Origin of the sequence: Enterobacter sp. SLBN-59 (assembly GCF_024807915.1) — a bacterium.
Classification (GTDB): domain Bacteria; phylum Pseudomonadota; class Gammaproteobacteria; order Enterobacterales; family Enterobacteriaceae; genus Enterobacter; species Enterobacter asburiae_B.
The window spans coordinates 1,027,624-1,040,608 of sequence record NZ_JANUFI010000001.1; the positions used below are offsets into that span (position 1 = coordinate 1,027,624).

Here is a 12,985-nt window from a genome sequence, read left to right on the forward strand (position 1 = left end):
CGAGGAACGCCCATGAGTATGTCATCCATACCTTCGCATTCCCCATCCGGTAAGCTCTATGGCTGGGTTGAAAGGATCGGCAATAAAGTGCCGCACCCTTTCCTGCTGTTTATCTATCTGATTGTGATTTTAATGGTCGCCACCGCCGTGCTCTCCGCCTTTGACGTGAGCGTGCGCAGCCCGGCCGACGGCAGCCTGGTGGCGGTGAAAAACCTGCTCAGCGTTGACGGGCTGCACTGGTTTTTACCCAACGTCATCAAAAACTTCAGCGGCTTCGCCCCGCTGGGCGCCATTCTGGCGCTGGTTTTGGGCGCCGGGCTGGCTGAACGCGTGGGCTTGCTGCCCGCATTAATGGTGAAGATGGCTTCTCACGTCAGCGCGCGTTACGCGAGCTATATGGTGCTGTTTATCGCCTTCTTCAGCCATATCTCCTCCGACGCCGCGCTGGTGATCATGCCGCCGATGGGGGCGCTGATTTTCCTCGCCGTCGGGCGTCATCCCGTGGCGGGCCTGCTGTCGGCGATTGCGGGCGTGGGCTGCGGATTTACCGCTAACCTGCTGATCGTCACCACCGACGTGCTGCTCTCTGGCATCAGCACGGAGGCGGCGAAGACCATTGATGCGGCCATGCACGTCAGCGTGATCGACAACTGGTACTTTATGGCGAGCTCAGTGATTGTCCTGACGATTGTCGGCGGGCTGATTACCGATAAAATCATCGAGCCGCGGCTGGGTAAATGGGAAGGCCGTAGCGATGAAAAGCTGGAAACCCTGAGCAAAGAGCAGCGCTTCGGCCTGCGCGTGGCGGGCGTTGTCTCGCTGGCCTTTATCGCGCTGGTGGCGCTGATGGTGGTGCCGGAAAACGGCATCTTGCGCGATCCGGTTAAACATACCGTCCTGCCGTCGCCGTTTATTCAGGGCATCGTGCCGCTGATTATCCTCTTCTTCTTTGTCGTTTCGCTCGCCTACGGTATCGCGACCGGTAAGATCCGCCGTCAGGGCGATCTGCCGCAGCTGATGATCGAGCCGATGAAAGAGATGGCGGGATTTATCGTGATGGTGTTCCCGCTGGCGCAGTTTGTGGCGATGTTTAACTGGAGCAACATGGGCAAGTTTATGGCCGTGGGCCTGACCGACGCGCTGGAGGCGGCCGGGCTAAGCGGCGTACCGGCGTTTGTCGGCCTGGCGCTGCTGTCATCCCTGCTGTGCATGTTTATCGCCAGCGGCTCCGCCATCTGGTCGATTCTGGCCCCGATCTTCGTACCGATGTTTATGATGCTGGGTTTTCATCCTGCGTTTGCCCAGATCCTGTTCCGCATCGCGGACTCCTCGGTGATTCCGCTGGCGCCGGTTTCGCCGTTTGTTCCGCTGTTTTTAGGCTTCCTGCAGCGCTATAAACCCGAGGCCAAACTGGGTACCTACTATTCGCTGGTTTTACCCTACCCGCTTATCTTTTTAGGGGTATGGCTGGTGATGCTGGTGGCATGGTATCTTGTCGGCCTGCCGATTGGGCCGGGGATTTACCCGAGGCTGAACTAAAGGAATGAGGATGCTGAGATTACTCGAAGATAAGATTGCGACGCCGCTCGGGCCGCTGTGGGTGATCGCGGACGAGCAGTTCTGCCTGCGCGCCGTCGAATGGGAAGAGCACAGCGACCGGATGGAAGAACTGCTCAATGTTCACTACCGCGCGCAGGGGTATGAACGTATCCGCGCCACCAACCCGGGCGGGCTGAGCGACAAGCTTGCGGCCTACTTCGAAGGCGATCTCAGCATCATCGATACTCTGCCAACCGCCACGGCAGGCACCCCTTTTCAGCGCGAAGTGTGGCAGGCGCTGCGGGCCATTCCCTGCGGGCAGGTGATGCATTACGGCCAGCTCGCGGAACAGCTAGGCCGCGCAGGCGCCGCACGCGCGGTGGGTGCCGCTAACGGCTCTAACCCGGTCAGCATCGTGGTGCCGTGCCATCGCGTCATTGGCCGCAACGGCACCATGACAGGCTATGCCGGCGGCGTGCAGCGCAAAGAGTGGTTGCTGCGTCACGAAGGGTATCTCCTGCTCTAGCTCCCAGGCTTTTTGTGCTTAATTTTCTACCGGTTAGGCTAAAAATCCATAATCAAGCTGTGGAATTTCAAGAAGATGGCGACACGTTGCCGTCTCTTGTCCTTATTGAGGGTTTGTCAGGCTTACGTACTTACCAAAAAGATGTTAAAATTGACCAATATCAATTAAGGCTTGAGCAAACCTATGATCCCGGAAAAGCGAATTATACGACGCATTCAGTCTGGCGGTTGTGCTATCCATTGCCAGGATTGCAGCATCAGCCAGCTCTGTATCCCGTTTACCCTGAATGAGCATGAACTCGATCAGCTTGATAATATCATCGAGCGCAAAAAGCCTATTCAGAAAGGGCAGACGCTGTTTAAAGCGGGAGACGAACTGAAATCGCTCTATGCTATCCGTTCTGGCACCATCAAGAGCTACACCATCACCGAACAGGGTGATGAGCAGATCACCGGCTTCCACCTGGCGGGCGACCTGGTGGGCTTTGATGCCATCGGCACGGGCCATCACCCGAGCTTTGCTCAGGCACTCGAAACCTCAATGGTTTGCGAAATCCCGTTTGAAACCCTGGACGATCTGTCCGGTAAGATGCCTAACCTGCGTCAGCAGATGATGCGTCTGATGAGCGGTGAGATCAAAGGCGATCAGGACATGATTCTGCTGCTTTCTAAAAAGAACGCAGAAGAGCGCCTGGCCGCGTTTATCTACAACCTCTCCCGCCGCTTCGCCGAGCGTGGCTTCTCGCCGCGTGAATTCCGTCTGACGATGACGCGTGGCGATATCGGCAACTACCTGGGCCTGACCGTGGAAACCATCAGCCGTCTGCTGGGCCGTTTCCAGAAAAGCGGGATGCTGGCCGTTAAAGGTAAATACATCACTATCGAAAACGGTGAAGCGCTTGCCGTTCTTGCCGGGCACGCCCGCAACGTGGCGTAACTCTCCGCATGTTGATGACCAGACCATAAATTCTTGTGATTTATTGGTCTGGTATAATCACTTCCGTTTCAAGAAATTTTCACCGTAGCACGTCCCCACACAGCGCCCGAAAGGTTCTCGTTGAGGTTATGAATTGAGAGAAAGTTTGTTTTTCGTTTCAGTCGTGATTGCCTCTGTGACCTTTATCTTCATCTGGATCATGCTTGTCGGTCCGATGAAGGGGGAAGAAAAAACCTACGTCCAGGACTCCACGACCTTTGCGATAGCGGTGATGGTGCTGCTGTTTATTGCGTTTATCGCGGTGACGACGACGGTACTTTTCCTCTGATAAATTTTCATGAATTATTGATCTGGCAAAACCTCCCCTCTGTTTCATTCAGGATATATAGGTTACTCTTTTAATTACAGACTGTGGTGACAGTAGTAAGGAGACCTGTATGGCCAAGTATCAAAACATGCTGGTAGCTATCGATCCGAATCAGGACGATCAGCCGGCATTACGACGTGCTGTGTATTTACATCAACGGATTGGTGGCAAAATCAAAGCGTTTTTGCCGATCTATGACTTCTCGTATGAGATGACCACCCTTCTGTCGCCTGACGAGCGCACCGCTATGCGTCAGGGCGTCATCAGCCAGCGTACCGCGTGGATCCGTGAACAGGCGAAGTATTACCTGGAAGCGGGCGTGCCCATTGATATTAAAGTGGTCTGGCATAACCGACCTTTCGAAGCCATCATCCAGGAAATTGTCGCCGGTGGGCACGACCTGCTGCTGAAGATGGCGCACCAGCACGACAAGCTGGAATCCGTGATCTTCACTCCGACCGACTGGCACTTGCTGCGCAAATGCCCTTGCCCGGTCTGGATGGTGAAAGACCAGCCATGGCCTGAAGGCGGGAAAGCCGTTGTGGCGGTAAACCTCGCGAGCGAAGAGGATTACCACAATTCGCTGAACGAGAAGCTGGTGAAGGAGACCATCCAGCTTGCTGACCAGGTGAATCATACCGAAGTGCATCTGGTAGGCGCCTATCCGGTCACCCCGATTAACATTGCCATTGAGCTGCCTGAATTTGACCCGAGCGTGTACAACGACGCGATCCGCGGTCAGCATCTGCTGGCCATGAAAGCGCTGCGCCAGAAATTCAGCATCGATGAGAAAATGACCCACGTGGAAAAAGGCCTGCCTGAAGAGGTGATCCCGGACCTGGCGGAACACCTGCAGGCGGGGATTGTGGTGCTGGGCACCATTGGCCGAACCGGTATTTCTGCCGCCTTCCTCGGCAATACCGCCGAACAGGTGATCGACCATCTGCGCTGCGACCTGCTGGTCATTAAGCCGGATGAGTATCAGACGCCGGTTGAGCTGGACGATCCTGAAGACGATTAACGCCTGACGCCCGGCGGCGCAGGCTTGCCGGGCCTACAAAACCGTAGGCCGGGTAAGCGTCAGCGCCACCCGGCAATAAAAAAACCGCCGAATTCGGCGGTTTTTTCGTTTCAACGCAACTTACAGTGATTTCAGAATCGCATCCACGCTGGCTTTAGCATCGCCGAACAGCATGTGGGTGTTCTCTTTGAAGAACAGCGGGTTCTGAACCCCGGCATAGCCGGTATTCATGGAGCGTTTGAAGACGATCACGTTCTGCGCCTTCCACACTTCCAGAACAGGCATACCGGCGATTGGGCTACCCGGGTCGTCCTGTGCAGCAGGGTTAACGGTGTCGTTAGCACCAATGACCAGCACGGTGTCGGTGTCGGCGAAATCATCGTTGATCTCATCCATTTCCAGCACGATGTCGTATGGCACTTTCGCTTCCGCCAGCAGTACGTTCATGTGGCCTGGCAGACGCCCTGCCACCGGGTGAATACCAAACCGAACCTTGATGCCCCGCGCGCGCAGCTTCTCGGTGATTTCCGCAACCGGATACTGCGCCTGCGCCACCGCCATGCCGTAGCCCGGAGTGATGATCACGGAGTGCGAGTTTTTCAGCATGTCTGCGGTATCTTCCGCAGAAATTTCGCGGTGCTCACCCACTTCTTCATCCGCACTGGAAGAAGACCCATCGGTCCCGAAACCACCGGCGATAACGCTGATGAACGAGCGGTTCATCGCCTTACACATGATGTAAGACAGTATCGCACCGGAAGAACCCACCAGCGCACCGGTGACGATCAGCAGGTCGTTGCTCAGCATAAAGCCTGCCGCCGCTGCCGCCCAACCGGAGTAGGAGTTCAGCATCGAGACAACCACCGGCATATCCGCACCGCCGATGGACGCCACCAGGTGCCAGCCGAACGCCAGCGCGATGATGGTCATTACCAGCAACGCCAGTACCTGCAGGCCCACGCTTTCGGTACGCACGAAGACCACCAGCAGAACAAACGACACAACCAGCGCCGCGAGGTTCAGCTTATGACGGTTTGGCAGCATCAGCGGTTTAGAGGAGATCTTCCCGCGCAGTTTGCCGAACGCCACAATAGAGCCGGTGAAGGTCACCGCACCGATGAAGATACCGAGGAACACTTCCGTCAGGTGGATGTTCACCAGAATCGGTTCCAGACCCGGCTCGTGATACAGGTAGCTGTTGAAGCCCACCAGCACCGCCGCCAGACCCACGAAGCTGTGCAGGATAGCAACCAGCTCCGGCATCTCGGTCATTTCAACGCGTTTTGCCAGGCGAATACCAATCGCGCCGCCGATGATCATCGCCACCAGGATCCACGCCACGTTGCCGGTATCCGGCCCGAAGATGGTGGCAATCAGCGCAATCGCCATCCCGGCGATACCAAAGTTATTACCCTGCTGAGACGTTTCGTGTTTGGAAAGCCCCGCCAGACTGAAAATAAACAGGATTGCAGCAACAATGTATGCAGCTGTCACTAATCCTCCAGACATATGCTACCCCTTAGCCTTTACGAAACATTTTCAGCATGCGCTGAGTCACGGTGAAACCACCGAAAATATTGATACTGGCGATCAGCACCGCGATAAAGCTCAGGAAGCTGATCCAGCCGCCGTGACCAATCTGCAGTAACGCCCCCACCACGATGATCCCGGAGATGGCGTTGGTTACCGACATCAGCGGCGTATGCAGCGCATGGGAGACGTTCCACACCACGTAGTAGCCCACGACGCAGGAGAGCGCGAAGACGGTAAAGTGGCCGAGGAACTCTTTTGGCGCAACGTCAGCCAGCCAGCCGAACAGAATAATCACCAGCGCCATGATCGCGTATTTGCGCCATGGAGAAGCGGGTTTGGCAGGTTCTTTTGGCTCAGGTGCCGCTTTCGTTGCCGCCTGAGGCTGAGCAGAAACCTGAATAGGCGGCGCAGGCCAGGTAATTTCACCTTCACGGACCACCGTGACGCCGCGCACCACCACATCGTCGAAATCAACGGTGACGTTGCCGTCTTTCTCTTTGCAAAGCAGCTTCAGCAGGTTAACGAGGTTAGTGCCGTAGAGCTGAGAAGACTGCGTTGGCAGACGGCCCGGCAGATCGGTATAGCCGATCACCTTCACGCCGTTAGCGGTCGTGGTTACCTGATTTGGAACGGTATATTCACAGTTACCGCCGTTTTGGGCGGCCAGGTCGACAATCACGCTGCCCGGCTTCATGGAGTCAACCATCTCACGGGTGATCAGCTTCGGCGCCGGTTTACCCGGGATAAGCGCGGTGGTGACAATAATGTCGACATCTTTCGCCTGAGCGGCGAAGAGTTCCATTTCGGCTTTGATGAAGGCTTCGGACATTACCTTCGCGTAACCATCGCCGCTGCCTGCTTCTTCCTTGAAGTCCAGCTCAAGGAATTCGGCGCCCATACTCTGGACCTGTTCTTTTACTTCAGGACGGGTGTCAAAGGCGCGTACGATAGCGCCCAGGCTGTTTGCCGCACCGATTGCGGCAAGGCCCGCCACGCCTGCGCCAATCACCATCACTTTCGCCGGAGGGACTTTACCCGCGGCGGTGATTTGACCGGTAAAAAAGCGACCAAACTCGTGGGCCGCTTCAACAATGGCGCGGTAGCCAGCAATGTTTGCCATGGAGCTTAAGGCATCCAGCGACTGCGCGCGCGAAATGCGCGGCACGGAGTCCATTGCCATCACGGTCACGCCACGGGCCGCCAGCTTCTCCATCAGCTCCGGGTTTTGCGCAGGCCAGATGAAGCTCACCAGGGTCGTTCCCGGATTCAGCAGCGCAATCTCACTCTCTTCTGGTGCGTTGACCTTCAGAATCACCGGCGACTGCCAGACGTCAGCACCGTCGACCACTTCCGCGCCAGCCTGGATAAAGGCCTCGTCATCGAAACTCGCCAGTTTGCCCGCGCCGCTTTCAACCGCGACCGTAAAACCCAGTTTAAGCAGTTGCTCCACCGTTTTCGGTGTTGCCGCTACGCGGGTTTCATTGGCTAACCGTTCTTTTGGTACCCCAATACGCATAGTTTTCCCTTCCATCGGTTTTTGATGATGGTTTATCGATAAATGCCCGCGGTTTGTATCAATTTTCGCCATCGCGCGAGCGACGAGAGATGATTAACCCCGGAAAATAAAACAGTAACAAACTGTCTATAACCTACTGAAAATAGCGCCCGTGATCTACCGCCAGAAAACACTATTTCTTACTTTATCTGTGAAAAATAAGCGATCGGCGTCACTGACAGTGATATTTACCTTAAATTCACTGCCAGAACCGATAAATCGCGCAAGCGAAGCGGTAAAAACATGATATAGCGCCATAACAGAACAACTTGTTAACATTAAATTAACTTGTAAAAGTCATATGCTTTATCAGTTTTACTTGTCAAACGCCTGTTTTTTCAACATATCACTAAATGTTATCGAATTCGGTGATTCAGTAAGCACAGGCAGTGAAAAATGGCGCAGACAGCGACGGGTTTTAAATGCAATAATCGGGACCGTCTCAAATTAACAACAATACCAGTACATGGTTTGCGCAAGGCGAAGGATCATTTTTATGAAGCTTAAGAACACACTCCTGGCGTCCGCACTTCTTTCCGCGACCGCCCTGTCTGCGAATGCCGCAACAGAGTTAACGCCGGAGCAAGCGGCAGCGTTAAAACCTTTTGACCATACGGTCATTGTGGGTCGTTATAATTCTATTGGCGACGCCGTCGCCGCTGCATCAAAAGCCGCTGATAAAAACGGGGCGGCCTCGTTTTATGTCGTTGACCAGTCCGATTACGGCAACAGCGGTAACCTGCGCGTGACGATCGCGCTGTTCAAAGACAATGCGCCAAAAGCTGACGCACCGAAAAACCGCGTGATCAACGGTGTTGTTGAACTGCCGAAAGATCAGGCGATTGAGCTGGAACCATACGACACCGTCACCGTTCAGGGCTTCTATCGCAGCCAGCCTGAAGTGAACGATGCCATCACCAAAGCCGCGAAAGAGAAAGGGGCCTACTCTTTCTTCATCGTGCGTCAGGTCGATGCTAACCAGGGTGGCAACCAGCGTATTACCGCGTTCATCTATAAAAAAGATGCGAAAAAACGTGTTCTGCAGAGCCCGGATGCCATCCCGGCGAATTCAGAAGCAGGTCGCGCGGCAATAGCAAAAGGCGGCGAAGAAGCGAAGAAAGTTGAAATTCCAGGCGTAGCAACGACGGCAGCCCCAAGCGCTGAAGTGGGCCGTTTCTTCGAAACGCAGTCCACGAAAGGTGGCCGTTACTCCGTTACGCTGCCGGACGGTACCAAAATTGAAGAGCTGAACAACGCCACTGCAGCGCAGATGGTGCCGTTCGACAGCATCAAGTTTACCGGCAACTACGGCAACATGACGGAAGTCTCTTACCAGGTCGCGAAGCGTGCGGCGAAGAAAGGGGCGAAGTACTACCACATCACCCGCCAGTGGCAGGAACGTGGTAACAACGTGACCATCAGCGCCGATCTGTACAAGTAACAAAATCGTTGACGAAAGGCGGCGCAATGCCGCCTTTTTTTGTTACTTTTTTTGAATTTCTGGCTCACGTCATTGCATGCATTCGTTACACTCCGTAAAATCCCGCGCCTTAGTGTGATCCACCATTTTTATGCGCCTGAGCGAAATAATTATTCTGGATTTTGACCTTTCATAACAGGAAGCCAATGGAAAAGAAACTTGGCCTGAGTGCTCTGACTGCACTCGTTTTAAGCTCAATGCTGGGTGCAGGCGTATTCAGTTTGCCGCAAAATATGGCGGCCGTTGCCAGCCCTTCCGCGCTCATCATTGGCTGGGGCATTACGGGCGTCGGCATACTGCTGCTGGCCTTCGCGATGCTGCTGCTCACCCGCATTCGCCCGGATCTGGACGGCGGCATTTTCACCTATGCGCGTGAAGGTTTCGGCGAGCTGATTGGCTTCTGTTCCGCGTGGGGATACTGGCTATGTGCCGTTATCGCCAACGTCTCCTACCTGGTGATCGTCTTCTCGGCGCTCAGTTTCTTTACCGATACGCCTGAGCTGCGCCTCTTTGGCGACGGAAATACCTGGCAGTCTATAGTGGGCGCCTCGGTGTTGCTGTGGTTCGTCCACTGGCTGGTGTTGCGTGGCGTACAAACGGCCGCCAGCATCAACCTGGTGGCGACGCTCGCGAAGCTGGTTCCGCTCGGCCTGTTTATCGTTCTGGCCTTCATTGCGTTCCGTATGGACGTGTTTAAGCTTGATTTCAGCGGCGTTGCGCTGGGCGTTCCCGTCTGGGAGCAGGTGAAAAACACGATGCTGATTACCCTGTGGGTGTTCATCGGCGTTGAAGGCGCGGTCGTGGTTTCTGCCCGGGCCAGGAATAAACGCGACGTGGGCCGCGCCACGCTGCTGGCCGTTCTGGCCGCGCTGGGGGTCTATCTGCTGGTCACGCTGCTGTCGCTGGGCGTGGTGGCGCGTCCTGAACTGGCTGAAATGCGTAACCCGTCAATGGCGGGCCTGATGGTGAAAATGCTCGGCCCCTGGGGCGACGTGGTGATTGCCGCAGGGCTAATCGTCTCCGTCTGCGGCGCTTACCTGAGCTGGACCATCATGGCGGCTGAAGTGCCTTTCCTGGCCGCGACGCACAAGGCGTTTCCACGTCTGTTCGCCCGTCAAAACCAAAACAGCGCGCCGTCGGCATCGCTCTGGCTGACCAACATCAGCGTTCAGGTCTGTCTGGTGCTGATCTGGCTCACAGGTTCAGACTATAACACCCTGCTGACCATCGCCTCGGAGATGATTCTGGTACCCTATTTCTTAGTGGGTGCGTATCTGTTAAAAATTGCCACACGCCCGGCGCATTATGTCGTGGGTGTCGGAGCCTGTATTTACGGCCTGTGGTTGTTGTATGCTTCCGGGCCGATGCATCTGCTGCTGTCAGTAGTGCTGTACGCACCGGGTCTGCTGGTGTTTATCTACGCCCGCCGCACGCATCAGCTGGAGAACGCGCTGAAGCGCCGTGAAATGGCATTAATTGGACTGTTACTGGTTGCTGCCCTACCGGCAACCTGGATGTTAATGGGATAGCATCGCCTTTCCCATTATTGAACTGTAAAGGAGAATACGATGGGAAATGCACCGCTTCGCCCAATACTGATTACCGGTGGAGGCCGCCGTATCGGCCTCGCCCTCGCCCATCACTTTCTCAACCTTCGCCATCCGGTCATTGTCAGCTACCGTACGGAATACCCGTCGATTGAAGGGTTACGCAAAGCCGGGGCGGTCTGCATTCAGGCTGATTTTTCGACCGATGAAGGCATTCTGGCTTTCACGGAAAAGGTAAAAGCCACCACGACGGGACTGCGCGCCGTGATCCATAACGCCAGCGCATGGCGAGCCGAAAAACCCGGTACGTCACTCAGCGAAACGCTCTCCGCCATGCTGCAGATCCACGTCAATGCCCCTTATCTGCTTAACCACGCTCTGCAGGATCTGCTGCGCGGCCATGGGCACGCGGCCGGCGATATTATTCACTTCACCGATTATGTGGTGGAGCGCGGCAGCGACAAGCACATCGCCTACGCGGCCAGTAAAGCCGCACTGGATAATATGACGCGTTCGTTTGCCCGCAAGCTCGCGCCCGAGGTGAAGGTAAACGCCATCGCCCCGGCGATGATTTTGTTTAACGAAAACGATGATGCGGAGTATCGCCAGCAGGCGCTGAATAAGTCGCTCATGAAAATCGCGCCGGGCGAGAAAGAGGTAATCGACCTCGTGGATTACCTGCTCACCAGCTGCTACGTCACGGGCAGAACCTTTGCCGTGGACGGCGGCCGCCCGCTGCGCTAGTGAAAACGGCTCCAGAAGAAAATTAGCACCCAGGCGCTGAGTCCCCAGCAAACCACCGCCCCGCTCAGCGCCAGGGGAAGACGCAGAAAACCGGTGAAATACCACAGCGAAAGCAGGTAGAGAAAATACGGAATGATAGACCACATGCCAAACACGATGGTCGTGCGTAACGCTTCCGTACCCCGCTCAGAAGCCACAATATAGTGAGCAATTAGCGCAAAGGTCGGGAACAGCGGGATTAACCCGGCAATGTAGTAGTTTTTCGTTTTTGCCAGAATGCCAATCAGTAACACCACCAGCGCGCCCAGTGCGGCTTTGATCACCAGCCCCATACTTTTCCCTATAACAATCAAATAACAATAAGAGCCAGAATAACGGAACCGGCGTTAATTTTGAAAGATTAATGGAAGGTTAAGGTTCCGCGGTGTATGTTGGTTTTTTTCACGAAAACAGACGCTGTATGAATAAGATTGTTTATGTTGAAGACGAACCCGAGGTCGGGCAACTGATCGCCGCCTATCTGGGTAAACATGATATGGACGTCATTGTTGAACCTCGCGGCGATCGTGCCGAAGAGGTGGTCGTCCGTGAAAACCCGGATCTGGTACTGCTGGATATTATGTTGCCAGGCAAAGACGGCATGACGCTCTGCCGTGACCTGCGCGCCCGGTGGGAGGGCCCTATCGTCCTGCTCACCTCACTGGACAGCGATATGAACCACATTTTGTCGCTGGAGATGGGCGCCAATGACTACATTCTGAAAACCACACCGCCTGCCGTCCTGCTTGCCCGCCTGCGCCTTCATTTGCGCCAGCACGCCAGCATCGAACGCGAAGCGCCCGCGCCGTCTCTGACGCCGCACAAAGCGATACGCTTCGGTACGCTGTCTATTGACCCCATTAACCGCCAGGTGCTGCTCTCCGGCGAGCTTATCGCCCTCTCCACCGCAGACTTTGACCTGCTGTGGGAGCTGGCAACGCACGCCGGGCAAATCATGGACCGCGACGCGCTGCTGAAAAACCTGCGTGGCGTGAGCTATGACGGAATGGACCGCAGCGTTGACGTGGCGATTTCGCGTCTGCGCAAAAAGCTGCAGGATAACGCTACCGAGCCCTACCGCATTAAAACCGTGCGTAACAAGGGTTATCTGTTTGCCCCGCACGCCTGGGAAACCTGATTCCGTTATCTGGCTAGCATAACGTGCGCGAAATGAAGGCATTACACCGCGATGTCCTCCCTTTCGCGCGTTTATTTTTACGTTTGCGCAACAATTAACTTGCTAAGCACGCGAACTATCCCATAATTAAATCTTCAGCCATCCTTTCTACAGCCAGCACTGCCCCGGCGACATGCAGACTCTTTTTCACCGTGAAGCTCTCACGATACCTCTCCCATAAAATCTTGAAATGAGGATTTAAGCCCATGAAATATGTATAGCTACAGTCAGGTAGAGGCCATCAAAACCAATCTTGAATGGATTGTTAATCAGGCTGCGCTTAGCCATTCCTCCCCCTCACGCGCCGATCAAAAAGCGCTCTTTGATCTCCTTGAGCTCATCCAGACTTACGAAATACTTCTGGATTTGATTAACGAATTCGGTACCGATGTGATTGATATGCACATTGCGGAAGGACTGGCCGTAACGGAAACACTCATCGCCAAGGTGAAAAACAGCGCAATTGCCATGTAACGCGCTCCACAGACATGAAAATATCGACAGGTTTTCATGTATATTCT

The 12,985-nt window shown here is 55.0% G+C and carries 13 protein-coding genes; 10 read left to right on the top strand and 3 right to left on the bottom strand.

Annotation, left to right across the window (positions count from 1 at the left end; genetic code table 11):
- The first annotated feature begins 12 nt into the window (after nt 1-12).
- From abgT to uspE, 5 genes are all read left to right on the top strand, one after another.
- Entirely contained in the window at nt 13-1,539 is a 1,527-nt protein-coding gene (abgT, locus tag M2422_RS04780; protein ID WP_029740288.1) for a p-aminobenzoyl-glutamate transporter, read from the top strand.
- A 10-nt stretch (nt 1,540-1,549) separates the two neighbouring features.
- Nucleotides 1,550-2,065 (top strand): methylated-DNA--[protein]-cysteine S-methyltransferase, encoded by a 516-nt coding sequence (gene ogt, locus M2422_RS04785; protein ID WP_064672370.1) that lies wholly within the window; start codon nt 1,550-1,552, stop codon nt 2,063-2,065.
- A gap of 183 nt (nt 2,066-2,248) precedes the next feature.
- Nucleotides 2,249-3,001 carry a fumarate/nitrate reduction transcriptional regulator Fnr gene (gene fnr / locus M2422_RS04790; RefSeq protein WP_006174991.1) on the top strand — a complete coding sequence of 251 codons (753 nt, stop codon included), beginning with the start codon at nt 2,249-2,251 and terminating at the stop codon, nt 2,999-3,001.
- Nucleotides 3,002-3,146: 145 nt separating this feature from the next.
- Nucleotides 3,147-3,329 (top strand): hypothetical protein, encoded by a 183-nt coding sequence (locus M2422_RS04795; RefSeq protein ID WP_014883604.1) that lies wholly within the window; start codon nt 3,147-3,149, stop codon nt 3,327-3,329.
- A 109-nt stretch (nt 3,330-3,438) separates the two neighbouring features.
- Nucleotides 3,439-4,389 (top strand): universal stress protein UspE, encoded by a 951-nt coding sequence (gene uspE, locus M2422_RS04800; RefSeq protein ID WP_023335478.1) that lies wholly within the window; start codon nt 3,439-3,441, stop codon nt 4,387-4,389.
- Between the two features lie 120 nt (nt 4,390-4,509).
- Here uspE and pntB read toward each other — a convergent pair whose 3' ends face one another.
- A complete protein-coding gene (gene pntB, locus M2422_RS04805; protein WP_024909329.1) occupies nt 4,510-5,898 on the bottom strand; it encodes a Re/Si-specific NAD(P)(+) transhydrogenase subunit beta in 1,389 nt (462 codons plus the stop codon).
- A gap of 10 nt (nt 5,899-5,908) precedes the next feature.
- Nucleotides 5,909-7,438, bottom strand: a complete 1,530-nt coding sequence (gene pntA, locus M2422_RS04810; protein ID WP_023311474.1) for a Re/Si-specific NAD(P)(+) transhydrogenase subunit alpha — start codon at nt 7,436-7,438, stop codon at nt 5,909-5,911.
- Nucleotides 7,439-7,973: 535 nt separating this feature from the next.
- On the opposite strand from pntA, the gene ydgH reads away from it, so the two are divergent.
- The 3 genes from ydgH (at nt 7,974) to folM (ending at nt 11,248) form a co-directional block, all read left to right on the top strand.
- The gene (gene ydgH, locus M2422_RS04815; protein ID WP_064672369.1) at nt 7,974-8,918 is read left to right on the top strand and encodes a DUF1471 family protein YdgH; all 945 of its coding nucleotides are present in this window, start codon (nt 7,974-7,976) and stop codon (nt 8,916-8,918) included.
- A gap of 185 nt (nt 8,919-9,103) precedes the next feature.
- A complete protein-coding gene (locus tag M2422_RS04820) occupies nt 9,104-10,486 on the top strand; it encodes an amino acid permease (RefSeq protein ID WP_029740292.1) in 1,383 nt (460 codons plus the stop codon).
- 39 nt (nt 10,487-10,525) lie between these two features.
- Nucleotides 10,526-11,248 (top strand): dihydromonapterin reductase, encoded by a 723-nt coding sequence (gene folM, locus M2422_RS04825; protein ID WP_064672368.1) that lies wholly within the window; start codon nt 10,526-10,528, stop codon nt 11,246-11,248.
- Here the strand turns inward: folM and M2422_RS04830 are convergent.
- The gene (locus M2422_RS04830; RefSeq protein ID WP_028017326.1) at nt 11,245-11,580 is read right to left on the bottom strand and encodes a GlpM family protein; all 336 of its coding nucleotides are present in this window, start codon (nt 11,578-11,580) and stop codon (nt 11,245-11,247) included. The genes folM and M2422_RS04830 overlap by 4 nt on opposite strands.
- 128 nt (nt 11,581-11,708) lie before the next feature.
- Between M2422_RS04830 and rstA the strand changes: the two genes are divergently transcribed.
- Together rstA and M2422_RS04840 are read left to right on the top strand one after the other, a co-directional pair.
- Complete coding sequence (gene rstA / locus M2422_RS04835) at nt 11,709-12,425, top strand: two-component system response regulator RstA (RefSeq protein WP_064672367.1); 717 nt, start codon at nt 11,709-11,711, stop codon at nt 12,423-12,425.
- Nucleotides 12,426-12,677: 252 nt separating this feature from the next.
- Entirely contained in the window at nt 12,678-12,938 is a 261-nt protein-coding gene (locus M2422_RS04840; RefSeq protein ID WP_033145345.1) for a hypothetical protein, read from the top strand.
- The last annotated feature ends 47 nt before the right edge of the window (nt 12,939-12,985 follow it).

Excerpts from the sequence above, each read along its gene's own strand:
- folM (WP_064672368.1), top strand. The coding sequence starts at position 10,526 with ATGGGAAATGCACCGCTTCGCCCAATACTGATTACCGGTGGAGGCCGC.
- ogt (WP_064672370.1), top strand. The coding sequence starts at position 1,550 with ATGCTGAGATTACTCGAAGATAAGATTGCGACGCCGCTCGGGCCGCTG.
- M2422_RS04840 (WP_033145345.1), top strand. The coding sequence starts at position 12,678 with ATGTATAGCTACAGTCAGGTAGAGGCCATCAAAACCAATCTTGAATGG.
- M2422_RS04820 (WP_029740292.1), top strand. The coding sequence starts at position 9,104 with ATGGAAAAGAAACTTGGCCTGAGTGCTCTGACTGCACTCGTTTTAAGC.
- uspE (WP_023335478.1), top strand. The coding sequence starts at position 3,439 with ATGGCCAAGTATCAAAACATGCTGGTAGCTATCGATCCGAATCAGGAC.
- pntB (WP_024909329.1), bottom strand. The coding sequence starts at position 5,898 with ATGTCTGGAGGATTAGTGACAGCTGCATACATTGTTGCTGCAATCCTG.
- pntA (WP_023311474.1), bottom strand. The coding sequence starts at position 7,438 with ATGCGTATTGGGGTACCAAAAGAACGGTTAGCCAATGAAACCCGCGTA.
- ydgH (WP_064672369.1), top strand. The coding sequence starts at position 7,974 with ATGAAGCTTAAGAACACACTCCTGGCGTCCGCACTTCTTTCCGCGACC.
- M2422_RS04830 (WP_028017326.1), bottom strand. The coding sequence starts at position 11,580 with ATGGGGCTGGTGATCAAAGCCGCACTGGGCGCGCTGGTGGTGTTACTG.
- abgT (WP_029740288.1), top strand. The coding sequence starts at position 13 with ATGAGTATGTCATCCATACCTTCGCATTCCCCATCCGGTAAGCTCTAT.
- rstA (WP_064672367.1), top strand. The coding sequence starts at position 11,709 with ATGAATAAGATTGTTTATGTTGAAGACGAACCCGAGGTCGGGCAACTG.
- fnr (WP_006174991.1), top strand. The coding sequence starts at position 2,249 with ATGATCCCGGAAAAGCGAATTATACGACGCATTCAGTCTGGCGGTTGT.